The sequence below is a fragment of the Halothece sp. PCC 7418 genome (assembly GCF_000317635.1).
Taxonomy (GTDB): domain Bacteria; phylum Cyanobacteriota; class Cyanobacteriia; order Cyanobacteriales; family Rubidibacteraceae; genus Halothece.
Genome location: NC_019779.1, coordinates 159,049 through 182,161, shown reverse-complemented (window position 1 = coordinate 182,161; position 23,113 = coordinate 159,049). Strand labels below are relative to the sequence as shown.

The window sequence follows — 23,113 nt, the reverse complement described above, 5'->3', positions numbered from 1 at the left end:
CCAAAAGGGACGAAGCTCTGAAACAGAAGTAAGTGTGAAAGAACCAACTCCCAAGGTCGGTCGTGGGAGAGAAGGCTTTTCCACCTAGGTTTGGGGAACCTGGGCTATTAGCTCAGCTGGTTAGAGCGCACCCCTGATAAGGGTGAGGTCCCTGGTTCAAGTCCAGGATAGCCCATCAGGGGGGTATAGCTCAGTTGGTAGAGCACCTGCCTTGCACGCAGGGAGTCAGCGGTTCGAGTCCGCTTACCTCCATCTCCAGAAGAGGAGAAAGCCCAGAGAAAACTAAGAATCAGCACCGTTAGAGCCCCTAACGACTGCTGGACTCTTAGTCCAGACCAGAACCTTGAAAACTGCATAGTCACCAAAGAAAGTCAAAGACCGAGGTCAAGCTACAAAGAGCTAACGGAAGAGCCCTCGGCACACAGAGGCGAAGAAGGACGTGGTAACCGACGAAACACTGCGGGGAGCTGGAAACAAGCATTGAGCCGTAGGTATCCGAATGGGGAAACCCCAAGCACGATCCACTGAATCAATAGGTGGGAACGAGCGAACGCGGTGAACTGAAACATCTCAGTAGCCGTAGGAAAAGAAAACAAAAGTGATTCTCCCAGTAGCGGCGAGCGAAAGGGGAAGAGCCTAAACCAGTCCCTGCGGGGATTGGGGTTGTGGGACAGCAAAACCCGACTCAAAGCGTTAAACGAAGCAACTGAAAACTGCACCAGAGAAGGTAAAAGTCCTGTAGTTGACAACGCAGAGAGCGGAGCTGAATCCCGAGTAGCTCGGGGCACGTGGAATCCCGAGTGAATCAGCCAGGACCACCTGGTAAGGCTAAATACTCCTGTGTGACCGATAGCGAACCAGTACCGCGAGGGAAAGGTGAAAAGAACCCCAGCGAGGGGAGTGAAAAAGAACGTGAAACCGTTAGCTTACAAGCAGTGGGAGGACGATTCAACGTCTGACCGCGTGCCTGTTGAAGAATGAGCCGGCGAGTAATTAGACTGTGGCCGGTTAAGCTGTTTTAGCAGCGAAGCCCAAGCGAAAGCGAGTCCGAACAGGGCGCTAGTCACAGGTAATTGACCCGAACCCGGGTGAACTAACCATGGCCAGGAGGAAGCTTGGGTAGTACCAAGTGGAAGTCCGAACCGACCAACGTTGAAAAGTTGGCGGATGACGCTGTGGTTAGCGGTGAAATGCCAATCGAACTCGGAGCTATCTGGTTCTCCCCGAAATGCGTTTAGGCGCAGCAGCGAGGATAAGCCACTGGGGGTAAAGCACTGTTTCGCTGCGGGCTGCGAAAGCGGTACCAAAGCGAGACAAACTCAGAATACCAGTGGGGAACTCGCCAGTGAGACGGTGGGGGATAAGCTTCATCGTCAAGAGGGAAACAGCCCAGACCACCAGCTAAGGTCCCGAAATGATGACTCAGTGAGAAAGGAGGTAGGAACGCCGAGACAACCAGGAGGTTTGCCTAGAAGCAGCCACCCTTAAAAGAGTGCGTAATAGCTCACTGGTCAAGCGTTCCCGCGCCGAAAATGAACGGGGCTAAGTCATCTACCGAAGCTGTGGACAGTATTGGACTGTGGTAGGGGAGCGTTCTATCAAGGGAGAAGCACTAGCGGTAAGCAGGTGTGGACGAGATAGAAGTGAGAATGTCGGCTTGAGTAGCGAAAACTTTGGTAAGAATCCAAAGCCCCGAAACCCTAAGGGTTCCTCCGGAAGGCTCGTCCGCGGAGGGTTAGTCGGGACCTAAGGCGAGGCCGATTGGCGTAGTCGATGGACATTGGGTCAACAATCCCAAACTACTGAGTGGGAGCAACGTCGGGACGCATGAGGATAGGTGATGCCCTGAATGGATTGGGAGGGAGTTACGACTCCCGTATCACTGAAAGTAGTGCCAAGAAAAGCGATTGTTGTGAAGAAAGCCAGTACCCGTACCCGAAACCGACACAGGTAGGGAGGTTGAGAATACCAAGGGGCGCGAGAAAACTCTCTCTAAGGAACTCGGCAAAATCACCCCGTAACTTCGGGAGAAGGGGTACCAGCGAGAGCTGGTCGCAGTGACCAGGCCCAGGCGACTGTTTACCAAAAACACAGGTCTCTGCCAACTCGAAAGAGGAAGTATAGGGGCTGACGCCTGCCCAGTGCTGGAAGGTTAAGGAAGTGGGTTAGCCCTGCGGGGCGAAGCTAGCGACCGAAGCCCCAGTGAACGGCGGCCGTAACTATAACGGTCCTAAGGTAGCGAAATTCCTTGTCGGGTAAGTTCCGACCCGCACGAAAGGCGTAACGATCTGGGCGCTGTCTCGGAGAGAGACTCGGCGAAATAGGACTGTCTGTGAAGATACGGACTACCTACACCAGGACAGAAAGACCCCATGAAGCTTTACTGTAACCTGAAGTGGGGTTCGGGCTGAGCTTGCGCAGGATAGGTGGGAGGCGAAGAAGGTTTCCTCGTGGGGAAACCAGAGCCATCGGTGAGATACCACTCTGGTTCAGCTAGAATTCTAACCTTAACCCGTGAACCGGGGAAGGGACAGCTGCAGGCGGGCAGTTTGACTGGGGCGGTCGCCTCCAAAAAGGTAACGGAGGCGCGCCAAGGTTCCCTCAGGCTGGTTGGAAATCAGCCGTAGAGTGCAAAGGCAGAAGGGAGCTTGACTGCAAGAGTGACAACTCGAGCAGGGACGAAAGTCGGCCTTAGTGATCCGACGGCACTGAGTGGAAAGGCCGTCGCTCAACGGATAAAAGTTACTCTGGGGATAACAGGCTGATCTCCCCCAAGAGTTCACATCGACGGGGAGGTTTGGCACCTCGATGTCGGCTCATCGCAACCTGGGGCTGAAGTCGGTCCCAAGGGTTGGGCTGTTCGCCCATTAAAGCGGTACGCGAGCTGGGTTCAGAACGTCGTGAGACAGTTCGGTCCATATCCGGTGTAGGCGCAAGAGCATTGAGAGGAGCCTTCCTTAGTACGAGAGGACCGGGAAGGACGCACCGCTGGTGTACCTGTTATCGTGCCCACGGTAAACGCAGGGTAGCCAAGTGCGGAGTGGATAACCGCTGAAAGCATCTAAGTGGGAAGCCCACCTCAAGATGAGTGCTCTCATTCTGGTAAGGAAGTAAGGTCACAGGAAGAACACCTGTTTGCTCGGCGCTAGGTGGAAGTCTGGCAACAGATGAAGCCGAGGCGTGCGAACCGACCGAGGGCTTGACCTCAAACTTTGGTGACTTGCAGTCTTGAGGGTTCTGCCCTGACGGGACAATCAGAACTGAAAGGCTTTCCTGGTGCTCAAGGCGCGGTGGAACCACCCCGACCCATCCCGAACTCGGTGGTGAAACGCTGCAGCGGCGAAGATACTTGACGGGTCACTGTCTGGGAAAATAGCTCGGTGCCAGGTTCATGATTCCCTAATCCCCTTCTTCTCATGAGAAGGGGATTTTTGTTTTTATGAGTCCGATTACCGCAGGACTAATCGCAAGTTTCTGCGCGGGAATGGCTACGCTGTGATGATGGTCTTGCATATTGGCTGGGGTTAATTCCCCAAATTACCAACGAGCACAATAAACAGTGATTGTGCGATCAATGCCTTTAAATTTTGATTTTCCAATGGGAGAAAACGGTTGTTTATTCTCCAGACGATGATAAGTTTCTTCACTGATCACGCAAGCTCCAGGACGACACACCGCCTCCAAACGAGAGGCTAAATTGACCGTTCCCCCCAGTACCGTATAATCTACCCGTTGTGAACTTCCCACATCTCCCACGACCGCTTTTCCACTATTAATTGCAATTCGCAACTGTAACGGATGAGATAAAACGTGCTCTTCATTAAGTTGTTCTAGTCGTTCTAGCATCGCTTTTGCCACCTTCACCGCGCGATCGGCATGATCGGATTGGGGTTCTGGCGCACCAAAAAACGCCATAATACAATCACCAATAAACTTGTCTAATGTTCCGCCCATGGCAAATAACGGCTTGAGCATCTCTTCAAAAAATCGATTCAGTAAGTCTGCTAATTCTTCTGGGCGTAACTGTTCTGAAAGAGCAGTAAAACCGACAATATCTGCAAATAAGACGCTGACATCTGCCTCCATTGGCGTTAACAGCGCATCTTCCATTGCCCCAAAAGTGATTAACTGTTGCACCACCGCCGGGGAATGATAGCGTTCTAAGCGTTGACGAATTCGTTCTTGTTCTTGTAAACGCCGTGTCAGTAACCAACGTTGAACACTCGCAGCCACTAAATTGGCAATCGTAGAAAAGAAGCTCAAGTCTTGATCCTGAGTGGGATCTAATTTGTCAAAGCCCATACTAGCATCAGCATATAATACCCCCACCACATCTTTTTCATTCCAAAGTGGCACCGCTAAAGCACCACCAATGCCTTTCAATAAAATACTTTTTTCATCAGAGAACCGTTGATCAACTTGAGCATTTTGTGTTTTAATCGCCACTTTTTCTTTTAAAACTTTGTTACAAATGGACTGACTAATCCAATCTCCTTTATACAAGTCATTTTGTTCTTGATGATGCTGATGATTGTTCTGTTTCCTTTGCGTTTTGCGAACTGCAGCTTTGTATAACTCTGGATTTCCTGAGCCATCCACATCAATTAATAAGGCTAAACGATCAATATGACGGAGTTCTTGAAAAATGACACTTTCCACCTGATAAAAAATTGCCTCAATGGATTCTGCACTATTTAATCCTTTGGCAATTTCAACAATATACTGTAAGCGAGCATGAGTAATATGATCGGTACTGAGAGGGTCTTTTCTTTGATCTCCCTCAATCCAACGCTGTCTCAACTCTTCAGCGTTACGGAGAATGGTTTTAACTGCACTATGTCCTTCCCGAGGAGGGGGGTCAATCTTTGAAGAAGATGACAATTCTTGACTGGTTAATGTGACTTTAATCGTGACATTACCAATTTGGATCGTATCTCCATGTTGAATTAAGGTTGGTTTTTCAACTCGAACTTGGTTTAAAACTGTTCCATTGGTGCTTCCTAAATCTTCTACTCGCCATTTTCCTTGAGCAACCCGACGAAACTGACAATGACGGCGAGAAATTTCCGAATAAGGTAAATAGACATCACATTCTGGTAAACGACCAAGAATCAGTTGATCCTGAGCTACATTGCGAGTCTGCTCGGGACTCCCATCAATATAAATCTTTAGGGTAAGCTCAGTGGTCAGTTTCATTATTATGGTGCAAATCCTCGGTTAGAGTGAAATTAAAGACAGTATTGGAGTGAATCGTGATTTTGCTGAATTGAGATGAAATCGGGGTAGCACAAAAATTAGAATCAGCTTCGATTGGAATCACAGAATAGGTTTGCTCGCCAAGAAAGAGTTGGACAGAGGGAATGACAGGGATGCAACGAGTTCTTGGGAAAATCGTTTCCAGATCCCCAAGAACAGGGAGTTTTCTAGAATAAGTCACATTGCTTTTGTGAGTTTCGAGAGCATTTTTCAAGAAGAAGATTTCTTGCCCCTGTTCTCCTACTTCTAATGTTAAGGGGTTTTTACCACGATCGCGTAAACTAAATGTCCTTTTTTGTGAGAGAGTCGGACTAGGCTGTTGCAGTTGAGAAGACCTTTCTTTTGTGATGGAAGGAGGAGACGGGACTTCCACGGTAACAGGTAAAGTGGGCGGTTGAGGGGTCACTGGTGGCATTTGCAGCAATTTGGACAAGGGAAAATGAATTTTTTTAAGCGGGGGGTCAATTGCCATTCATTTCCTTGCGGTGTGGAATTTTTTTCAAAATTGACGTTCTGGGAAAGGAGTTTTGCTTCTGGAGACAGTTCAAGGACAATACGAGTGATCTCAGGCTGAAATTGAGCAATCCGAACTGCTCTCACTAGTCCTCCATAAGTTTTATCTACTGTTTTTCCTTCCCATGTCACATCGGGAATATCAATTACGATCCGAGTCGGGTTTTCCAGTAAAAAAGACTCAGGCTCACTCTGTGCTGTAAAACGCAATTGGTAAGTCTTGGGATTAAAACTCCATTGCTCAAGGACTTCGGCTCTGAGTTGAGGACAAAAAGAAAACCAACTCAGTCCTAGCCACATTAACGTACAGAGGGGAGAAAAAACAGGACAACGCTGACTCCGCTTAGCTAAAGGAACTACAACCATCACCTCCCGAGGACAAGTGAAAAAAATCACCTTCTATTGTGCCACGTTGTCCTAAACATTAAAAGTCCACAAGACAGGATTGTCGTCTAAATAATCAGTCACCCCACGTCCAATGTGATCAATTTCAGCTAATTCAGTTTCTGATAGCACGACACTGGGAGCTTGAGCATTCGTTAATACTTGTTCAGCATTTCTCGCCCCCGCGATCGCGCAGGTATTCGGTTGAGCAATTAACCAAGCCAAAGCCAGTTGCGACAACGTACAGCCTTTTTTCTCGGCAATGGGGCGTAGCTGTCCCACTGCTTGCAACACCCGTTTATAATTCTCTCCTTGAAACAGCTTATTTTTTGCCCGATGATCTCCTGCTTCAAATTGATGATCAGGTCCAAATTTTCCCGTTAACAAGCCTTGTGCCAAAGAAGAATAAGCCAAGACGGTTATATTTTGTTCAACACAATAGGGAATCAATTCTTGTTCTGCTTGTCGCCAAAACAGAGAATAGGGGGGTTGCACACTATCAATTTGTCCATATTGCTGGGCTTCGGCAAGTTGCGCCTGTGAAAAATTAGACACCCCGATCGCGCGGATTTTCCCCTGACGTTTCAACTCATTGAGAGCTTCCATCGTTTCTGCAATGGGAACAATTTCACTATTAAACGAGCCAGTGGGCCAATGAATTTGATATAAATCGAGGTAATCCGTCTTTAAATTCTTGAGAGACCCCTCACAAGCCGTTATCACCTGATCATAATGCAAGTGAGTGGGAAACACCTTACTCGCCAACTGTACTTGATCTCTGACATCAACAATTGCTTGGGCAACAATTTGTTCTGAATGTCCTTCGCCATAGATTTCAGCCGTATCAATCGTTGTGATTCCCGCTTCAAACCCCGCGCGGATGGCTTTAATGGTTTCAGTATCTTCAATTCCCGTCCACATGGCTTTTCCTGCTTGCCACGTCCCCATCAAAATCGGGGTAATTTTTACCTTGGATTGTCCCAAAGACCGCGCTTCCATAATCACTCCTTGTCCCTAAACTGCAACTACTGATCCGTGTTATTTTTCGAGGCAATAAACACTTGATATCCGACATATCCTAACGCACCAATAATTGCTAAAGTTAACACCGAGGTAATAAGTTGGAACACAGTTTTTAGCAGTGAAAGACTAATTCCCACTGCTACTGCTCCGACAATGACCTTGCCGAATAGCGGAAGCTGATCAAACCAACGCCGAACTTGTAAAGCCACCCCTTGGACTCGACGAGAAAATTGGCTAGACTGAGCATTAACGGGGGACGTGGCATGAACTGAATCCTGTTTGTTATTGGTTTTTTCCTGTTGGGTACTAGCGTTAACTTCTGCTTCTAACTCTTGCAGTCGTTTTTCCCAATCAGTAGGAGAATTTGGTTGATTCATTTTGAATTCCTCATAATGGACAGCTAACAAAGATGAACAGAACCTAGAGAGAGGTCAGTCAGTTAAGGGATAATAGAGATAGAAGTCCCCCAGAGGTTTATCCATGCTTCCGATCAAACGCCAACATCACAACCTCTTTCTTACGACTGCTCTTGCTACTATTTTATTCGGTTTAACGGCAACTCGTCTGTCTGCGGAGACAATCACCGTTAATGGAAACTTTACTGGACCGATGACGACTCAAGGTCAATCGGGAGGAGGAGTTAATAGCAATGATTGTGGTTTTGTTCCCAGCACCCCGCAGGAAACAATTAAAGTAACCGAGAAGATTAATTATCTGCGCTTGAGTGTGGAAAGCGGAAGTGGTAATCCGACTGTTCTTATTGATGGTCCCGATGGGCGCTTTTGTCTGTTAGCCGATTCGGTAAATAAGCCCTCTCTGTCTGGAATTTGGATGCCTGGAGAATACAAAGTTTATGTTGGGGATGAACAAGGACAACAGCATCAATATACCCTTCGCCTTTCTACCCAACGTTAGACGGAGCAAAAATCACAATTCTAAAACTGAAATTAAATTCTTTCGAGAGAGATGCTGATCGGATAATGTACGTTAAGGTGGTAAGAGAAGATAAGGGTTACTGCTAAATTTCTTTCCAGTTAAGAAAACTTCCATTAAAGGAGTCAAGATTTATGAGTAATATTGAAGAACAAATTGAAAAACAGCGTGAAGAAGCTCGTGAAGTTTGTGGCAGCGAAGGAACTGAGTCTCAAGACTGTGCTGTCGCTTGGGACACAGTAGAAGAACTGCAAGCTGAGTACGCTCACCAACGCTCTGACAAACCTAAGAAAACTTCCTTAGAGCAGTATTGCGATGAAAATCCAGAAGCTGCAGAATGCCGTGTTTATGATGACTAATTTCTAGCTTAGAAAAATCATAGTTGCTAAGCAGTAGAAGTCTTATCTTCTACTGCTTTTTTTAGCGATCAAAATTTTCTCCTAGATAGTGTTGACGTACTAAAGGATCATTGTAGAGTTCTTGGGCTTGACCAGAGGCTAAAATCCCCCCATCGCTCATGATATAAGCCCGATCTGTAATTTCTAAGGTTTCGCGGACATTGTGATCAGTAATGAGAATTCCCATATTTTTTGATCGCAGCTGATTAATTAGCGTTTGTAATTCTGAAACCGCGATCGGATCGACTCCCGCAAAGGGTTCATCTAATAAAAGAAATTGGGGTCCTGTTTCTCCCACTGCTAAGGCGCGGGCTAACTCTGTGCGTCGGCGTTCCCCCCCTGAGACTCGACTCCCTTCAGTATTGGCAATATTTTCTAAGCGGAATTCTTGTAGTAAGGTTTGCAGTCGGTGCTGTCGAATGCGCCCAGAAAAATGGTTTTCTTCTAAGGCGAGGCGTAAATTATCCGCAACAGTGAGATAGCGAAAGATACTGGGCTGTTGTGGGAGATAGCCAATTCCTAAGCGCGATCGTTGATCAAGAGGCAGATCAGTAATATTTTGTTCTCCCAGCCAGACACTGCCTTGATCAGGTTTCACCAAACCCGTGGCAATATAAAAAGTGGTGGTTTTTCCCGCACCATTGGGCCCCAATAAGCCGACAATTTCCCCTGGGGAAACCATGACACTAACACGACTGACAATGGTTAACTTGCCATAAGACTTATAAATATTTTTTAGCACTAAACTCACGTTGCACCTACTGAGGAGAGGATGTCGTATTATTCTGCTGGGGTTGGGGGACAACATAAGTGGAAGTCACTTGTTGTTCATCTTTTGGCGTGGCGACAAATCGTCCTTCTTCTAATAAGTAAGTTACTTTTTCCGCACGAATGCTATTCTCTCCTTGTAACACATAGACATCTCCCGTTAAAACAAGACGGCGTTCCTTGCGAAAATATTGAGCTTGGGCTGCAGTGGCTTGTAACTCCTGCACAGGATAATTAATCTGAACATTTCCTCGGGCTGTAATGACCCCCGTTTCCGAATTGGCTTCTTGGACATCAGAACGAACTGTCATCGTATTGTCAGTACCACGGTTGATCGATTGCGCGATCGCGCTGGAGTTCGGTAAAATTAGCGTTCCAAAGAGAGTTATGGCTAGTAAGCCCTGTTTCAAGGGAGAAAAATGTTTTTTCTCAAGCATAGTCGTGTGGAGGGGTGATGGATCTTTCCCTAGATTAACCCAAAGCAGACTCAGGGTTGTGACCAATGATTTGGTTACTCAACAACAAGCAAACAGCAATGATAACATAAGTAGGAGATATAAAAACAATTAACATTAAGGTAATTACTCTCCTCCCCGACTATGTTCTTACAAAAACTCTTTGGCGACCCTAACGAACGGAAGCTCAAAAAATTACAACCCACCGTTACAGAAGTTAACCTCTATGAAGAAGATATTCAAGCCCTCTCTGATGAAGCGTTAAGAGAGAAAACCCAAGAATTTAAGGAAAAACTGGCGCAAGCCAAAAATGAAACTGAAGAAGATGAAATTATAGAAGAAATTTTACCAGAAGCCTTTGCCGTGGTTCGGGAAGCAGCCCGCCGTGTTTTGGGTTTGCGTCACTACGATGTGCAAATTTTAGGTGGGATTGTTCTGCACAGTGGTGAAATTGCGGAGATGAAAACAGGGGAAGGAAAAACCCTTGTTGCAACCCTTCCTTGCTATCTTAATGCCTTAAGCGGGAAAGGAGTCCATGTCGTAACCGTGAACGATTATCTGGCGCGGAGGGACTCGGAATGGATGGGACAAGTGCATCGGTTTTTGGGGTTAAGTGTCGGTTTAATTCAACAGGGAATGTCTCCTAGAGAACGTCAAGAGAATTATGCCTGTGATATTACTTATACGACAAACAGCGAACTCGGTTTTGACTATTTACGGGACAATATGGCGACTTCCTTAGAGGAAGTGGTGCAACGTCCCTTTAACTATTGCATTATTGACGAGGTGGACTCCGTTTTAATTGATGAAGCGAGAACGCCGTTGATTATTTCGGGTCAGGTGGAACGTCCCACCGAAAAATATATTCGGGCTTCAGAGGTAGCAAAAGAACTAAAGCGCGATCGCGAGGGAGAATTAAAAACCGAAGAAGCTGTTGCCCTAGAAGAGGCAGAAGCAGGACAAGAAGCCCATTATGAGGTAGATGAAAAGGCAAAAAGCGTTATTTTAACCGATGAAGGATTCGCCAAAGCAGAAGAACTCTTAGGAGTCAATGACCTCTATGATCCCGAAGATCCTTGGGCGCACTATATCTTTAATGCGATTAAAGCGAAAGAATTATTTATCAAAGACGTTAACTACATTGTCCGTAATGGTGAAGTGGTCATTGTTGACGAATTTACGGGACGGGTGATGCCTGGTCGTCGCTGGAGTGATGGCTTACACCAAGCGATTGAAGCTAAGGAAGAGGTAGAAATTCAAAAAGAAACTCAAACCCTTGCCAGTATCACGTATCAAAACTTCTTCTTGTTGTATCCCAAACTGTCTGGAATGACAGGAACCGCAAAAACGGAAGAAGCCGAATTTGAGAAAATCTATAATCTGCAAGTTACGATTATTCCCACCAACCTACCCTTAGCGCGTCGAGACTTAGCTGATTCTGTTTATAAAAATGAACGGGGAAAATGGAAATCGGTGGCGGATGAATGTCAAGAAAAGCACGAACAAGGGCGACCCGTTTTGGTGGGAACAACCAGTGTCGAAAAATCGGAACTCCTCTCCAAGTTACTCGATGAACGAGAATTACCTTATAACGTCCTGAATGCCCGTCCTGAGAACGTAGAACGGGAATCGGAAATTATCGCGCAAGCGGGACGCAAAGGGGCGATTACCATTGCAACCAACATGGCGGGGCGTGGTACTGACATTATTTTAGGGGGAAACCCCGACTATATGGCGCGGTTAAAACTGCGGGAATATTTCATGCCAAAAGTGGTCATTCCTGAAGAAGATGATGACTTAGCAGTCAGTGTTCCCAATGGTAAAAAACGCAGTGGCGGACAAGGCTTTGGCGGTCAGAATAAAAAGAAAAAAGTGAAGACTTGGCGGGCTTCTCCCCAAATCTTCCCCACAGAGCTATCAAAAGCAACAGAACAGAAATTAAAAGAAGCGGTGGATTATGCCGTTCAAGAGTATGGCTTGCAGAGTTTACCTGAATTAGATGCAGAAGAAAAAGTCGCGATCGCGGCGGAAAAAGCGCCCACAGATGATCCAGTGATTCAAAATCTGAGAAATGTCTATCGCGATATTTATCAAGAATACGAAGCCTACACCAGCCAAGAACATGATGAAGTAGTCGAACTCGGTGGCTTGCACGTCATTGGGACAGAACGTCACGAATCCCGACGCATTGACAACCAACTGCGCGGACGGGCGGGACGACAAGGCGACCCTGGTTCCACTCGCTTCTTCCTCAGTTTAGAAGATAATTTACTCCGCATTTTTGGCGGCGATCGCGTCTCAGGAATGATGAATGCTTTCCGCGTGGAAGAAGATATGCCCATTGAATCAGGAATGCTGACTCGTTCTCTGGAAAACGCGCAACGGAAAGTGGAAACCTTCTACTACGACACCCGTAAACAAATCTTTGAATATGACGAAGTGATGAACAATCAACGTCGCGCCATTTACGCGGAACGTCGCCGTGTCTTGGAAGGGAAAGACCTCAAAGATCAGGTTTTAGAATACGCCCGCCGAACCATGGACGATATTGTCAACGCTTATGTTAACCCTGAATTACCCCCTGAAGAATGGGATTTAGAGTCGATGGTGGCGAAAGCCAAAGAGTTTGTTTACCTCCTAGAGGATGTTGAACCGTCGCAAATGGAAGATATGACCTTTGGAGAAATGCGGGCGTTTCTCCACGAAGAAATTCATAAGGCTTACGACATTAAAGAAGCAGAAGTGGAAAAACTGCAACCTGGTTTAATGCGTCAAGCCGAACGGTTCTTCATGTTACAACAAATTGATACCCTCTGGCGGGAACACTTGCAAGCCATGGACTCGCTGCGGGAATCAGTGGGGTTACGCGGTTACGGACAGCGCGATCCTTTAGTTGAATATAAACAAGAAGGATACGAAATGTTCCTCGAAATGATGATTGATATTCGGCGGAATGTGGTTTATTCTCTCTTCCAGTTCCAACCGCAAGTGCAGCAACCGCAAACCGTTTGATTGCTCATCCCATCTGTGATGCGACATGGGGACTCCCGTTATGGTCGCGAGACGTAACGGGAGACTATTAGTCTTGGAAAATTAATTCTAACCGTCGTTGAGATTCTTTTAAGGCTTCTTCTGGAGCTTTTTTGCCCAATAAACTGGCTTCGATCGCGCGACCCAAGTTTTCTGATAAACGACTATAATTGGCAAGAATTGGACGCACTTCTGCAACTTCCATTTGTTCTAAAAAGACCTTTAATACTGGATTTTCTTCCACAAACTGCTGATAGTCCTCGCTTTGTTGCGATTTAAGATTGATCGGTAAATAACCCGTCCGTAATGCCCATTCTGTTTGAAACGACTCACTTAAAACATATTCCAAAAATTCAAAACAGGCTTTTTCTCGCTCTGGGTTTGTCTTAAATACAAATAAATTTTCCCCACCAACTACAGCGGACTGTTGCTTTTTCTTGGGAAAAGGAAACACATCATAATCCACATCGGTTTGACTCAGTTGTCCTAATGTCCAAGGGCCAGTCACTTGCATAGCAGCCCCCCCTGATAAAAATTGATCGAGAATATACCCTCGCTCAGGTGCGGATAAAGTTGCCCAGTTATTTTGGACTAATTTCGACCCGAATTCTAAGGCTTCAATTGTTCCTTCATTCACTAAATTCGGTTGTTTTTGCTCTGTTAAAAGCTCTCCCTTAGCACTATACACAAAGGGTAACCAAGTAAAAACCGTCCACTCCCCTTTTCCTAAAGAGAGAAACATTCCATATTGATCAACTAAACCATCTTGATCAAAATCTTTTGTTAGTTTTTCTGCTGCTTCTTCCAACTCTTCCCAAGTTTGAGGAGGGGTTTCAATTCCTGCTTTGGCAAATAAAGAGGGACGATAAAAAATCGCTGCATTATTGGTGGCAAAAGGCACAGACCAAATCTGATTATTTAGTTCCATGCTGTTCAATAAAACGGGATCAATTTCGTCTTTTACAGAAGATTGATCGAGCCAATCATTTAAGGGACGAATCGCGCCTAACTCCACCAATTGACCCGTTAATTGGGGAACAAACCACAACATATCAGGGGGTACTTCGCCCACCACCGCCGTTAAAATTTTCGGGAGTTGTCCATCGGGTTGACCGATATAAATCGCATCAATTTTCAGGTTTTCATGCTTCTGATTAAATTGAGCAACAAGGTCTTGAAAAACCTCGCGATTGGACGGGGGATTAATGCCATGCCATAGGGTTAAACGAGTGACATTGTCGGTTTGAGGAGACCCATTAAACGGGGTACAACTTGCTAAAAGGAAGGTTAAAGTAACACAAAAAATCCAGAGAGAAACTTTGATTGCAGAAATCATATTAAATGTATTATTGCCTTAAACCAGAATTGCGGTCTCATAACTGATTCCAGACTGCTATATAGCGCTACTTGAAAAGGGAAAGGGTAAAGGTAGATCAAAAAAGCGGGCAATGTGCCCGCTCTGTTCGTATTTTGTGAATTACTTATCAGGTTGAGGAGTCATGCGTAGATAAGGCTTAACCTCAGTCACTCCTTTCGGGAATTTCTGTTTGGCTTCTTCGGTGGAAATGCTAGGAACAACAACCACATCATCTCCTTCTTTCCAGTTGACAGGGGTCGCGACTTGGTAATTATCAGTTAACTGTAAAGAATCAATCACACGCAATAATTCTGGGAAATTGCGACCTGTGCTCGCGGGATACGTTAAAGTCAAACGCAGTTTCTTCTGAGGATCAATAACAAAAACTGAGCGTACTGTGAGGTTATTGAGAGAGTTGGGATGAATCATCCCGTAAAGATCAGAGACTTTACGATCGCCGTCGGCCAAGATGGGATAATTAACAGAGCAGGATTGGGTTTCATTAATATCATTAATCCATCCCTGATGAGACTCTGCATCATCCACACTTAACGCTAAAATCTTGACATTGCGCTTATCAAACTCAGGTTTCAGACGAGCCACTTCCCCTAATTCTGTGGTGCAAACAGGGGTATAATCCGCAGGATGAGAAAATAAGATCACCCAGCTATCTCCCGCCCATTCATGGAAGGAGATTTCTCCCATACTTGATTGTTGTTTAAAGTCTGGAACAACATCACCAAGTTGTAGTGCCATAATTTTACTATCCTCCGCAACATAATAATGAACACTGTGCAGTTTAAAATTTTACCGTTAAAGACCAGTTTTCCGCTCGGGATTTCGTTCTTTCTTAAAAATTAGCCCTGAAAGAGAGGGCGCAATTGTTCCCAGTCACATAAGATGAGAAAATAGCAAAGAAAAGTTGCAGTTAACTCTAGAAGCTATACTCTGGGGTGTGCTGTAATTATTGGCTTACGGATCGCGCTTGAGGAGAAAAATTATGCGAAAGTTAGTATCACGATTGCTGTTTGTACTATTCAGTATCAGTTTAATATTAGGTGTGGGACAATCTTCGGCATTAGCGCTCAATGCTAATCAAATTAATGTATCGAGCGTTTCTGTTCTTGCGGAAATTCGCAATGATGCGGATCAAAAATTACAACAAATTGGCAACAAAATTGACCTCAATAACACGAACATTCAGGCGTTTCGTGACTTGAGAGGGTTTTACCCCACTCTGGCTCGCAAAATCATCGAAAATTCTCCTTATGAGAAGGTAGAAGATGTTTTACAAATTCCTGATTTAAGTGAACGCCAACAACAGCGCTTAGAGGAAAATTTAGACCAATTTGTCGTCACTGATCCAGAAGCAGCATTTGTGGAAGGAGATGACCGCATCAATAATGGAGTCTATGGCGGTTATTAATTTCCGCTCACTTTTCATCTGATACGGACTAGAAAAAAGTCTGATTAATACCGATCCCCCTTTGAGAAGGGGGAATCATTTATTTGTGGGAAAGATGAATCCAGAAAGATATCGCACGACTCATTCAGGTATTTGACAGATGAAAATCCACTTCATTGTCCCTTTAACCTTTGACGTTGCCCCAGTGCGTAGTGCTAAATTAGGAACGAAACTGAGCCATTTCTTCTCGGAGTGTCGTCACTTCATCAGTTAAGGCTTGTAAGCGAGCGGGAAAATCATCACGAGCGGGTTCAGGGCTGGTTGTTCCACTAGGGGTCGATTCACTTTCGGGATTAGATGCAGAGGGTGAGGAGGTCTCAGAGCCTTGGTTGATAAAATTTTCAATAAAACGACGGGCTTCAGTGGCTGTCGCTTCTCCTTTTTCTTCCCATTCTTGAGCGCGTTGGTTCAGTTCCTGACTGAGTTCAGACACTAATTCCATCCGTTTTTGTTCGTTTTGTAGAGTCTCAGTTGCCACAGAAATCGCGCCGAGAGTAACGTGAAACCCCTGTTCAACCACTTTTAAAACTTGATTTTGATTGCTATCCATGCTGATCATCCGTGCTGTTCTAGATATTCAGTGACATCTTCAACTAAGCGCGTCAGTTCTGCTTCTGTCGTGAGGCGGATTCGATCATCACGAATGGTTACTAAAACTTTAGCAGCGAAAGGAGTGGGATAGATATTAGGGTTACAAAATACCTCTAAAAAAACTTCTCCAGTATGGCGATATTCAGTGGGAGGTTGCGGTTGCGGTTTATCCCCAGCGTTGACCGCTTGCGTTGTCACTTTAAATTTTTCCATGAGTTCAGACAAAGCTTCTCGCAGTTCTTGTGCTGCTTCCGAACTGAAGTTAAAGCGAATCGAACCTTGCTCCAAATTGAGAGTTAATTGAGATGACGAATTCATCTGGGCTTAATCATATTATATTTACTATTTAAGAATTAAAATATATCACATTCTACTTATAAGAATCAATTTTTTTAGTATTTAATTTCTTCTTCTTATTTTTGAAGCGTCGCCTTCTTTCTTTATGAACCCTAATTCCCTCCCAACCACAATGGGTACAGTGATAACGACGGACAGGAATAATATAGCTCAAGAGACGCTGATAGGATGTACGATGTCGCTGATGAACTTTATGATCACAAATCGGACAATCATGATGATAACTCGCACAACGAGTTAAATGATAGCGGACTCGTCTTATTATGAAATATATCACCCCGATTAAGATAATTATTCCGAGAAGAGTTGATGGCGTAAAAAACCACTTTATAATAATTGAGATTGCTAAAAAAAATTGTTTTATATATCCAAAAATAATTGATTTAAGTGAGGCGGGTAGGAATAAATAAATAACAAAAAAGGTGAAGAGAACGGAAGCAATGATATCTGGTATCCACTCTTTTTTGATTTGAGTCCACCAAGGTTTCTTTTTCTCTTGAGACATATTATTTCATGGAAAATTAAGTGCTTAAATTCGTGTTGGCAAAGTTGGCGGGAGTTCTAAGGGAATTGTTCCCATTAATCCTTTGCGAAAGTCATTCAGGAGTTCCCGAGCGGTTCGTTCCTTATCGTTGTGATGACGGCGTTCGGCGAGAATTGCAACATAAGCATAACCAGTTAAATTATTGACTGGAAGATTATAACGCTGGGTAAAAATTTCATTATCATCGAATTGTTTTAATAATTCAATTAATTCTGCTGCCGTATTTTGTAAATCATACGCTGCTTCTCCAATATCATCGCAGATCGCCAGTTTGATCGCAGCATTTTGATCTTCAAGTTTGGGGGGAATTACTCCTGGTGCATCTAATAAATCAATTTGTTGCGAAATGCGGACCCATTTCAATTGGCGAGTGACCCCCGCTTTGCGAGCACTGCGGACAACTTTACGACCAACTAAGCGGTTAATGAGTGCCGATTTACCGACATTAGGAAAGCCCATGACAACTGCACGCACAGCGCGATCGCGCATTCCTCGACTTCTCCGTTTTTCATTGATGGCTTCTCCTGCTTTTTGTGCTGCTTTCAACAAAGGTTTAATCCCTTTTCCTTGTTGTGCATCCGTTAAATAAGGAGAATACCCCTGAGTTTGAAACCAAGCCATCCATTCTGAATGGAGGCTTTCTGGAATCATATCCTGACGATTAATCACTAAGAGACGGGGTTTATTTCCCACCCATTGCGAGACTTGAGGATGTTGGGATGCAAGGGGAATTCTTGCATCCAGCACTTCTAAAACCACATCCACATTTTTTAACTGCTGTTTTAATTCCCGTTCCGCTTTTGCAATATGACCAGGATACCACTGAATGATTGCCATTTTCAATTCCCCTTAAAAAATCTCACTATAGCGTTTCTTAGCCTGTCGAGGACAGTGACAAGGTGACAAGGTGAGGGGGTGAACAAAGAACAAAGAACAAAGAACCATGAGAGTGAAAACGACTGAAAAAAGAAAAACATTGCTTAGGGAACGACTAAAACAGGACAAGGAGAGAGATTAATAACCCGATTACTGACACTATCGGAGGCTTCTTCTTCAATGAGACCGACCCCACGACAGCCCATCACAATCAAATCGGCATCCAGTTCATCCGCAACATCGCAAATGATAAAAGCGGGTCTGCCTTCTCGTTCTAAGGTTTCAGCGTTGATATTTTCTTCCGCAAATAAGGATTTGACCCCTTCTAGGAGTTCAGTCACCGAACTTTCTGAGGTCATTTGTCGTTTATCTTCTTTGTCTGCTTCTGCTGCTTCTACCACGGAGAGTAAAACGAGACGGCTATTATAGGTTTGAACTAAGTTGGTTACAGTTGCAACCGCTTCTTGGGTTTCTCGACTACGGTCGATGGAAAAGAGAATCGTTTTAAACATGGGATTTTAGCTTTGATTCATCAATGACAGCTATGATTAAGCTAGCATCATCATTCGATGTTTGTTATCGGTGATTTGTTATTTGTTAAAAAAGGGTAAGAAAGAGGCTAAATTATGAATCAATTTGGCTTTTAAATTCGCTCTTGACTTTTGGATTTTTTTCATGGTGGTAACAACCGCACAACTTTTGAAGTGGAAGCAACAACAACGCCCGATTACTGTCTTGACCGCTTGGGATTACGCCTTTGCTCAAATTTTGGATGAGGTGGGGCTAGATATCTTGCTGGTGGGAGATTCTTTAGCGATGACGGCTTTGGGACATGAGACGACACTTCCCCTCAGTTTGGAGGCAATGCTTCATCACGCAGCAGCCGTGAAGCGAGGGGCAAAACGGGCTTTGGTCGTTTGCGATCTGCCGTTTTTGACTTATCAAGAAAGTGAACAGCAAGCGATTCAGACCGCAGGACGGGTGTTGAAAGAAACGGGGGTGCAGGCGGTGAAGTTGGAAGGGGGAAACCGCGCGATCGCGCAAACGGTAACAACGCTAACCCGCATCGGCATTCCTGTCATGGGTCATATTGGTTTGACCCCACAATCAGTCCATCGTCTCGGTTATCGCCAACAAGGGAAGACACCAGAAGAAGCAGAACGGATCTACCAAGAAGCCATGAATCTAGAGGAAGCAGGAGTCTTCGCGATCGTTCTTGAACATATTCCCAATGAACTGGCTGCTAAAATTACGAGTACGCTTTCTGTTCCGACAATTGGTATTGGGGCGGGAAAACAGTGTGATGGGCAAGTTTTAGTGACTTCAGACTTACTAGGCTTAACCCCAAAACAACCGCCATTTGCGAAAGCCTATATTAATTTACGGGAAATGATTACGGAAGCAGCAGAAAATTATATTGACGACGTTAAACATCAACACTTCCCCTCATGAGTCTTGTGTCTTTTTCTGAACTGGTAACAGGTGCTAAAGAAGGCAAAGTGGTAAGTTTTCCCACAGATACCGTTCCCGCTTTAGCCGTGCGCCCTGACTGTGCAGAAGCAATTTTTGAATTAAAACAACGGGAAGCCACCAAACCTTTGATCTTAATGGGAGCATCTCCAGAACAGTTATGGGATTATGTAGAAGGAACTCCCGAGGAGTTTCAAGTGTGGGAACAAACCGCACAGCAGTATTTTCCAGGACAGTTGACTTTAGTGTTACCCAGTTCTTCTCTTGTACGGCCAGAAGTGAATCCGAAAACAGCCGATACGATTGGGATTCGAGTTCCTGATTGCGCGATCGCGCGCCAAGTTTTTGCTTCTACAGGCGTTCTTGCGACCACCAGCGCCAATCGGTCGGGACAACCGCCCTTAACCACGCCAGAAGCGATTAATCAAGCCTTTCCTGAAGTTTTAGTCCTTGCGGATACAGAACCAATCGTGAGTAGTGGTTTACCTTCTACTGTTGCGAAATGGACAGGTCAAGATTGGGAAATTCTGCGACAAGGAAATATTTATTTAAAATAAAATTGATAGGTACAGAGTTCTGTACAGCTAGCAAGAGATTACTTTTAACCAGTCATGTTAGAGCCAATTAACTATACTCAGACACGGGAAAATTTTGCCAAAATTCTTGACGCAGTTGTAGAAAAGGGAAAAGTTTACGCGATTTCCCGACGGGGAAAACAGCAAGCTGTCTTGATGTCAGCAGATGACTATTCCAGTTTGATGACAACATTGCATTTGCTGCGATCGCGCAATAATGCTTCACGGTTATTTGAAGCTCTAGAAGCATCAGAAAGAGAGGAGACTCCAACTCAAACCTTAGATGAACTCCGAGAGGAGATGAGTTTTGTCGAAAAAGAAGAATAAAAAGAATCAACTCAACTCTCAATCTTCTACGCTTTGTCCTATTTTCTATGATCAATTCAAAGAAGACTTACGTTGGTGGGCAACTCATAACAAAAAAGTTTATGGGAAGGTTTTTGCTTTAATCGAAGACATATTAGACGGTGATCCATTTCAAGGAAAAGGTCATCCCGAACCTTTGAAATATATGAATTATCCAGGCGTTTGGTCTCGGCGCATCGATCAAGAACATCGTCTTGTTTATCGGGTTCACAATCAGAAAATTCATTTTCTTCAAGCACGTTACCACTACTGAGGGGGTAAACCACCGCTTACCCCCAATTGGTTATCTAAAATAACTTTCTTTTAGTTCTAACGTCCTTGTTGTGGAATCGGATAACCTTGTTGTTGCAACATTTCTCTCGCACTAGGACTGAGTTGATAATTGCTACCGTAGCCACTGCTCCCTAAAGAGTCATCAAGAATATTGGGTGTGAGTAAAACAATCACTTCTCGACGAATGTTGTCTCTGTTGGTGCTTCTGAACAAAGAACCAATAATGGGAAGATCACCCAGAATAGGCACTTTACTAACAGTGGTTCGATCTTCATCTTGAATAATCCCTGCAAGAATCAGCGTTTGACCATCTCGTAAGCGAATTTCTCCAGAATTAAGCTCACGTTTATTCAGCAATGTAATTTCACCAAATCCCGTGTCAGCTGAACCCGATGGTGCAGAAACAGTGGGATTAACATTGAGGGTAATAAAGCCATTATCATCAATCCGTTGCACATCAACATTGAGCGTTAATCCTGCTTCTTTAATCACAGGAACTTCAACCTGAATACTTTCTTCACCCACTTCCCGAAACTGAACTTCACTTCCAGCAAAGACTTCTTGCACCAGATTCACCCCAGCCGTTTGCCCTTCTTTCACCAAAAGGGTGGGATCGGTTAAAATTTTCGCATTACCGCTTGTGATTTGAGCTTCGAGTACCCCTAGAAAATCACTAGGGAATTGAAAGAGACTGGGTAAACCCGCAGTCGCATCTCCTATTGTTCCTTCTGCGACATCAAATTGAAGATTGCCTTCATCATCTTCAGAAATTGTTATCACTTGGTTTTCTGCTAGGGTAACCTCAGTAAAACCTGCTTCAAAGGGATTTTCAGACACTCCCGCATTGCGCGTAAAGAAATCAATCCCTCCCCGAGGGGTTTCCGTCAGTTGACCAGTTCTGGTATCAATTTCTACGACTCCTGGATCGGTTGACGGAATAAATTGGGTTTCATTAAAATCAAGGAACGTATTAGCATCAGCAAAGGGATTAGGAATCACAGGGGGAGAAACGCGACTTTGGGTGACGGTAGAACGACTCGGTGGTGCACTTCCGCCAAAACTGATCGCAGCTGCTCCACCATCATTGACGAAAAAGCTATCATTAATCCCAAAGGAAAAACTGGAACTAAAGTCTTCAGTATTATTCAGATTAATGTCAATAATCTTGACATTGACCGCAACTTGACGACGACGGGCATCTAACTGTTTGAGTAAATCAACGGCTGTAGCAATTTTGCGGGGTTCCCCAACTAGGGTAATGGCATTTAAACGTTCATCGGTAGAAACCGACATTCCCCGTAATAGTAAAGCCCCCGTGGAACCTTCGGGTTGATTCACGGTTAATGGTCTTAGTTCTGAGGGCAGTTCTCTTTCCCGAACTAATGCGCCCGTTTCTTGGTTAAATTCTTGTTCAACTGGAGTAACAACTTGTTGCACTTCCGCCCCTTGTGTGGCGAGGAAACCAGAGGCAGCATCAACACTGACTTGGTTTAAGCGTAAGGTTCGAGTCATAACATTCCGTACTGCTTGCGGAAGGTTCGCCCCGACAAAAATGGTATTTCCCCGTCGGTTAGCTTGCAGTCCAGACAGTTGCAGAATGGAGTTAAAGGCAGCTTGTACGGGTTCGTTTTCCAAATCCACAGAAATCGTCTGTTGAGCGGGATTATCTCCTTCTCCTCCTTGATCGGCAAACACAAGGTTCACATTCGCCGATCGCGCTAGTAAAGATAACACTTCTCGCACTGGTGCTTCCCGCAAAACCAAACGAGGGACTCTCGTATTCGTTCCTAAATCGACCAGATTCGGAGAAGAATCAATCGTAGAAACAGCAATATCCCCCACTGGTGGGGCAATCGCTCGCGGGCGTGTCGGTTGTAACCCAGGAGAAGGGCGTTGGATTTGCCGATTGCTTGTGGGTTTGCCATCTACGGTAATCTCAGGATCAGGAAACATCACCTCTGGTTGTGCTTGAGAAGAAGATGAACTGGGATTTGCTGGAGAGGCTTGAGAAAAGGTTTGTTCTGATTGAGGTGACTGTCTTGTGCTAACAGCAGAACCGCCTCCCCCTTCCACGGCAAAACTGAGGGTCACCTCACCGTTGGCGAAGGATTGAATGGTTGCATCTGGGGCATCATTAGTTCCACGAACGATCACCCGCACATTATTTCCTTGGCTTTGAGCAATCTCTAAAAATTCTACTCCTGGAAAAGGATTGCTTTTCTGCATTGGTTCACCGTTACCAAGAGTTAACTGCGTGTCGGTTAAATCAACAACGAGAATATTATCACGTTGAATCGTAAAAATCTGGGGACGGCTAGAACTGTTGGTATCAAACGTTAAGGCAAATCCTTCTTCAGTGGGTTGGGATTGTACCTGTTGCATTTGTGCCAAGGCTTCTCGGGCGAAAGGTTGGGCCACTAAGATTGCGGTTGCGCCGAATAAAATACCGATTTGCTGCGAATAATATTTCACGTTTTCC

At 44.9% G+C, this 23,113-nt stretch carries 23 protein-coding genes, 2 tRNA genes and 2 rRNA genes; 12 read left to right on the top strand and 15 right to left on the bottom strand.

Annotated elements, in window-relative coordinates:
- The first annotated feature begins 101 nt into the window (after window positions 1-101).
- From PCC7418_RS00820 to rrf, 4 genes are all read left to right on the top strand, one after another.
- Window positions 102-175 (top strand) — tRNA-Ile (locus PCC7418_RS00820).
- Window positions 176-179: 4 nt separating this feature from the next.
- Window positions 180-252: transfer RNA gene (locus PCC7418_RS00815), tRNA-Ala, on the top strand.
- A 130-nt stretch (window positions 253-382) separates the two neighbouring features.
- Window positions 383-3,207: ribosomal RNA gene (locus tag PCC7418_RS00810) — 23S ribosomal RNA — on the top strand.
- A gap of 65 nt (window positions 3,208-3,272) precedes the next feature.
- Window positions 3,273-3,389: ribosomal RNA gene (rrf, locus tag PCC7418_RS00805) — 5S ribosomal RNA — on the top strand.
- A 148-nt stretch (window positions 3,390-3,537) separates the two neighbouring features.
- Here the strand turns inward: rrf and PCC7418_RS00800 are convergent.
- From PCC7418_RS00800 to PCC7418_RS00780, 5 genes are read right to left on the bottom strand one after another with little or no spacing between them, the layout of a single operon-like run.
- Window positions 3,538-5,196: an adenylate/guanylate cyclase domain-containing protein gene (locus PCC7418_RS00800; RefSeq protein WP_015224279.1), complete on the bottom strand. Its 1,659-nt coding sequence runs from the start codon at window positions 5,194-5,196 to the stop codon at window positions 3,538-3,540.
- Window positions 5,180-5,671, bottom strand: coding sequence for a hypothetical protein (locus PCC7418_RS00795; protein WP_041596102.1), 492 nt, complete (start codon window positions 5,669-5,671; stop codon window positions 5,180-5,182). Before PCC7418_RS00795 ends, PCC7418_RS00800 begins: the two co-directional genes overlap by 17 nt.
- Entirely contained in the window at window positions 5,659-6,135 is a 477-nt protein-coding gene (locus tag PCC7418_RS00790; protein ID WP_015224278.1) for an AMIN domain-containing protein, read from the bottom strand. The genes PCC7418_RS00795 and PCC7418_RS00790 overlap by 13 nt, the downstream gene beginning before the upstream one ends.
- Before the next feature lie 51 nt (window positions 6,136-6,186).
- A complete protein-coding gene (locus PCC7418_RS00785; RefSeq protein ID WP_015224277.1) occupies window positions 6,187-7,152 on the bottom strand; it encodes an aldo/keto reductase in 966 nt (321 codons plus the stop codon).
- A 26-nt stretch (window positions 7,153-7,178) separates the two neighbouring features.
- Window positions 7,179-7,553: a hypothetical protein gene (locus tag PCC7418_RS00780; RefSeq protein ID WP_015224276.1), complete on the bottom strand. Its 375-nt coding sequence runs from the start codon at window positions 7,551-7,553 to the stop codon at window positions 7,179-7,181.
- 103 nt (window positions 7,554-7,656) lie between these two features.
- Between PCC7418_RS00780 and PCC7418_RS00775 the strand changes: the two genes are divergently transcribed.
- Window positions 7,657-8,091 carry a hypothetical protein gene (locus tag PCC7418_RS00775; protein WP_015224275.1) on the top strand — a complete coding sequence of 145 codons (435 nt, stop codon included), beginning with the start codon at window positions 7,657-7,659 and terminating at the stop codon, window positions 8,089-8,091.
- Between the two features lie 152 nt (window positions 8,092-8,243).
- Window positions 8,244-8,468, top strand: a complete 225-nt coding sequence (locus PCC7418_RS00770; RefSeq protein WP_015224274.1) for a Calvin cycle protein CP12 — start codon at window positions 8,244-8,246, stop codon at window positions 8,466-8,468.
- A 61-nt stretch (window positions 8,469-8,529) separates the two neighbouring features.
- Here the strand turns inward: PCC7418_RS00770 and lptB are convergent, their stop codons facing one another.
- Both lptB and PCC7418_RS00760 read right to left on the bottom strand, forming a co-directional pair.
- Window positions 8,530-9,258, bottom strand: coding sequence for an LPS export ABC transporter ATP-binding protein (gene lptB / locus PCC7418_RS00765; protein ID WP_041596100.1), 729 nt, complete (start codon window positions 9,256-9,258; stop codon window positions 8,530-8,532).
- Between the two features lie 7 nt (window positions 9,259-9,265).
- Window positions 9,266-9,712: an LptA/OstA family protein gene (locus PCC7418_RS00760; RefSeq protein ID WP_015224272.1), complete on the bottom strand. Its 447-nt coding sequence runs from the start codon at window positions 9,710-9,712 to the stop codon at window positions 9,266-9,268.
- A gap of 162 nt (window positions 9,713-9,874) precedes the next feature.
- Between PCC7418_RS00760 and secA the strand changes: the two genes are divergently transcribed.
- Window positions 9,875-12,742, top strand: a complete 2,868-nt coding sequence (secA, locus tag PCC7418_RS00755; RefSeq protein ID WP_015224271.1) for a preprotein translocase subunit SecA — start codon at window positions 9,875-9,877, stop codon at window positions 12,740-12,742.
- A gap of 67 nt (window positions 12,743-12,809) precedes the next feature.
- Here secA and PCC7418_RS00750 read toward each other — a convergent pair whose 3' ends face one another.
- Both PCC7418_RS00750 and PCC7418_RS00745 read right to left on the bottom strand, forming a co-directional pair.
- A complete protein-coding gene (locus PCC7418_RS00750) occupies window positions 12,810-14,096 on the bottom strand; it encodes an ABC transporter substrate-binding protein (RefSeq protein WP_015224270.1) in 1,287 nt (428 codons plus the stop codon).
- 141 nt (window positions 14,097-14,237) lie between these two features.
- Complete coding sequence (locus PCC7418_RS00745; protein WP_015224269.1) at window positions 14,238-14,873, bottom strand: peroxiredoxin; 636 nt, start codon at window positions 14,871-14,873, stop codon at window positions 14,238-14,240.
- 244 nt (window positions 14,874-15,117) lie between these two features.
- Here PCC7418_RS00745 and psbU point away from each other — a divergent pair, with 244 nt between their 5' ends.
- Window positions 15,118-15,543: a photosystem II complex extrinsic protein PsbU gene (psbU, locus tag PCC7418_RS00740; protein ID WP_015224268.1), complete on the top strand. Its 426-nt coding sequence runs from the start codon at window positions 15,118-15,120 to the stop codon at window positions 15,541-15,543.
- A gap of 199 nt (window positions 15,544-15,742) precedes the next feature.
- Here psbU and PCC7418_RS00735 read toward each other — a convergent pair whose 3' ends face one another.
- The 5 genes from PCC7418_RS00735 to PCC7418_RS00715 all read right to left on the bottom strand — a co-directional run bounded on the left by PCC7418_RS00735 (window position 15,743) and on the right by PCC7418_RS00715 (window position 18,462).
- On the bottom strand, window positions 15,743-16,132 hold the full coding sequence (locus PCC7418_RS00735) for a hypothetical protein (RefSeq protein WP_015224267.1): 390 nt from the start codon (window positions 16,130-16,132) through the stop codon (window positions 15,743-15,745).
- A 5-nt stretch (window positions 16,133-16,137) separates the two neighbouring features.
- On the bottom strand, window positions 16,138-16,491 hold the full coding sequence (locus tag PCC7418_RS00730; RefSeq protein ID WP_015224266.1) for a hypothetical protein: 354 nt from the start codon (window positions 16,489-16,491) through the stop codon (window positions 16,138-16,140).
- Between the two features lie 52 nt (window positions 16,492-16,543).
- Window positions 16,544-17,035 (bottom strand): hypothetical protein, encoded by a 492-nt coding sequence (locus tag PCC7418_RS00725; protein WP_015224265.1) that lies wholly within the window; start codon window positions 17,033-17,035, stop codon window positions 16,544-16,546.
- Window positions 17,036-17,059: 24 nt separating this feature from the next.
- Window positions 17,060-17,911, bottom strand: a complete 852-nt coding sequence (ylqF, locus tag PCC7418_RS00720; protein WP_015224264.1) for a ribosome biogenesis GTPase YlqF — start codon at window positions 17,909-17,911, stop codon at window positions 17,060-17,062.
- A 143-nt stretch (window positions 17,912-18,054) separates the two neighbouring features.
- A complete protein-coding gene (locus tag PCC7418_RS00715; protein ID WP_015224263.1) occupies window positions 18,055-18,462 on the bottom strand; it encodes a universal stress protein in 408 nt (135 codons plus the stop codon).
- 163 nt (window positions 18,463-18,625) lie between these two features.
- Between PCC7418_RS00715 and panB the strand changes: the two genes are divergently transcribed.
- Genes panB through PCC7418_RS00695 form a run of 4 tightly spaced genes read left to right on the top strand, consistent with a single transcriptional unit; the run spans window position 18,626 to window position 20,614 of the window.
- Window positions 18,626-19,402 carry a 3-methyl-2-oxobutanoate hydroxymethyltransferase gene (gene panB, locus PCC7418_RS00710; RefSeq protein WP_015224262.1) on the top strand — a complete coding sequence of 259 codons (777 nt, stop codon included), beginning with the start codon at window positions 18,626-18,628 and terminating at the stop codon, window positions 19,400-19,402.
- Window positions 19,399-19,977 carry an L-threonylcarbamoyladenylate synthase gene (locus tag PCC7418_RS00705; protein WP_015224261.1) on the top strand — a complete coding sequence of 193 codons (579 nt, stop codon included), beginning with the start codon at window positions 19,399-19,401 and terminating at the stop codon, window positions 19,975-19,977. Before panB ends, PCC7418_RS00705 begins: the two co-directional genes overlap by 4 nt.
- Window positions 19,978-20,031: 54 nt before the next feature.
- A complete protein-coding gene (locus PCC7418_RS00700) occupies window positions 20,032-20,322 on the top strand; it encodes a type II toxin-antitoxin system Phd/YefM family antitoxin (RefSeq protein WP_015224260.1) in 291 nt (96 codons plus the stop codon).
- Entirely contained in the window at window positions 20,303-20,614 is a 312-nt protein-coding gene (locus PCC7418_RS00695) for a Txe/YoeB family addiction module toxin (protein WP_015224259.1), read from the top strand. The genes PCC7418_RS00700 and PCC7418_RS00695 overlap by 20 nt, the downstream gene beginning before the upstream one ends.
- Window positions 20,615-20,670: 56 nt before the next feature.
- Here the strand turns inward: PCC7418_RS00695 and PCC7418_RS00690 are convergent, their stop codons facing one another.
- Complete coding sequence (locus PCC7418_RS00690; RefSeq protein ID WP_015224258.1) at window positions 20,671-23,106, bottom strand: type IV pilus secretin family protein; 2,436 nt, start codon at window positions 23,104-23,106, stop codon at window positions 20,671-20,673.
- Between the last annotated feature and the right edge of the window lie 7 nt (window positions 23,107-23,113).

Coding starts and splice junctions, on each gene's coding strand:
- PCC7418_RS00800 (WP_015224279.1), bottom strand. CDS start 5,196: ATGAAACTGACCACTGAGCTTACCCTAAAGATTTATATTGATGGGAGT.
- PCC7418_RS00795 (WP_041596102.1), bottom strand. CDS start 5,671: ATGCCACCAGTGACCCCTCAACCGCCCACTTTACCTGTTACCGTGGAA.
- PCC7418_RS00790 (WP_015224278.1), bottom strand. CDS start 6,135: ATGGTTGTAGTTCCTTTAGCTAAGCGGAGTCAGCGTTGTCCTGTTTTT.
- PCC7418_RS00785 (WP_015224277.1), bottom strand. CDS start 7,152: ATGGAAGCGCGGTCTTTGGGACAATCCAAGGTAAAAATTACCCCGATT.
- PCC7418_RS00780 (WP_015224276.1), bottom strand. CDS start 7,553: ATGAATCAACCAAATTCTCCTACTGATTGGGAAAAACGACTGCAAGAG.
- PCC7418_RS00775 (WP_015224275.1), top strand. CDS start 7,657: ATGCTTCCGATCAAACGCCAACATCACAACCTCTTTCTTACGACTGCT.
- PCC7418_RS00770 (WP_015224274.1), top strand. CDS start 8,244: ATGAGTAATATTGAAGAACAAATTGAAAAACAGCGTGAAGAAGCTCGT.
- PCC7418_RS00760 (WP_015224272.1), bottom strand. CDS start 9,712: ATGCTTGAGAAAAAACATTTTTCTCCCTTGAAACAGGGCTTACTAGCC.
- secA (WP_015224271.1), top strand. CDS start 9,875: ATGTTCTTACAAAAACTCTTTGGCGACCCTAACGAACGGAAGCTCAAA.
- PCC7418_RS00750 (WP_015224270.1), bottom strand. CDS start 14,096: ATGATTTCTGCAATCAAAGTTTCTCTCTGGATTTTTTGTGTTACTTTA.
- PCC7418_RS00745 (WP_015224269.1), bottom strand. CDS start 14,873: ATGGCACTACAACTTGGTGATGTTGTTCCAGACTTTAAACAACAATCA.
- psbU (WP_015224268.1), top strand. CDS start 15,118: ATGCGAAAGTTAGTATCACGATTGCTGTTTGTACTATTCAGTATCAGT.
- PCC7418_RS00735 (WP_015224267.1), bottom strand. CDS start 16,132: ATGGATAGCAATCAAAATCAAGTTTTAAAAGTGGTTGAACAGGGGTTT.
- PCC7418_RS00730 (WP_015224266.1), bottom strand. CDS start 16,491: ATGAATTCGTCATCTCAATTAACTCTCAATTTGGAGCAAGGTTCGATT.
- PCC7418_RS00725 (WP_015224265.1), bottom strand. CDS start 17,035: ATGTCTCAAGAGAAAAAGAAACCTTGGTGGACTCAAATCAAAAAAGAG.
- ylqF (WP_015224264.1), bottom strand. CDS start 17,911: ATGGCAATCATTCAGTGGTATCCTGGTCATATTGCAAAAGCGGAACGG.
- PCC7418_RS00715 (WP_015224263.1), bottom strand. CDS start 18,462: ATGTTTAAAACGATTCTCTTTTCCATCGACCGTAGTCGAGAAACCCAA.
- panB (WP_015224262.1), top strand. CDS start 18,626: ATGGTGGTAACAACCGCACAACTTTTGAAGTGGAAGCAACAACAACGC.
- PCC7418_RS00705 (WP_015224261.1), top strand. CDS start 19,399: ATGAGTCTTGTGTCTTTTTCTGAACTGGTAACAGGTGCTAAAGAAGGC.
- PCC7418_RS00700 (WP_015224260.1), top strand. CDS start 20,032: ATGTTAGAGCCAATTAACTATACTCAGACACGGGAAAATTTTGCCAAA.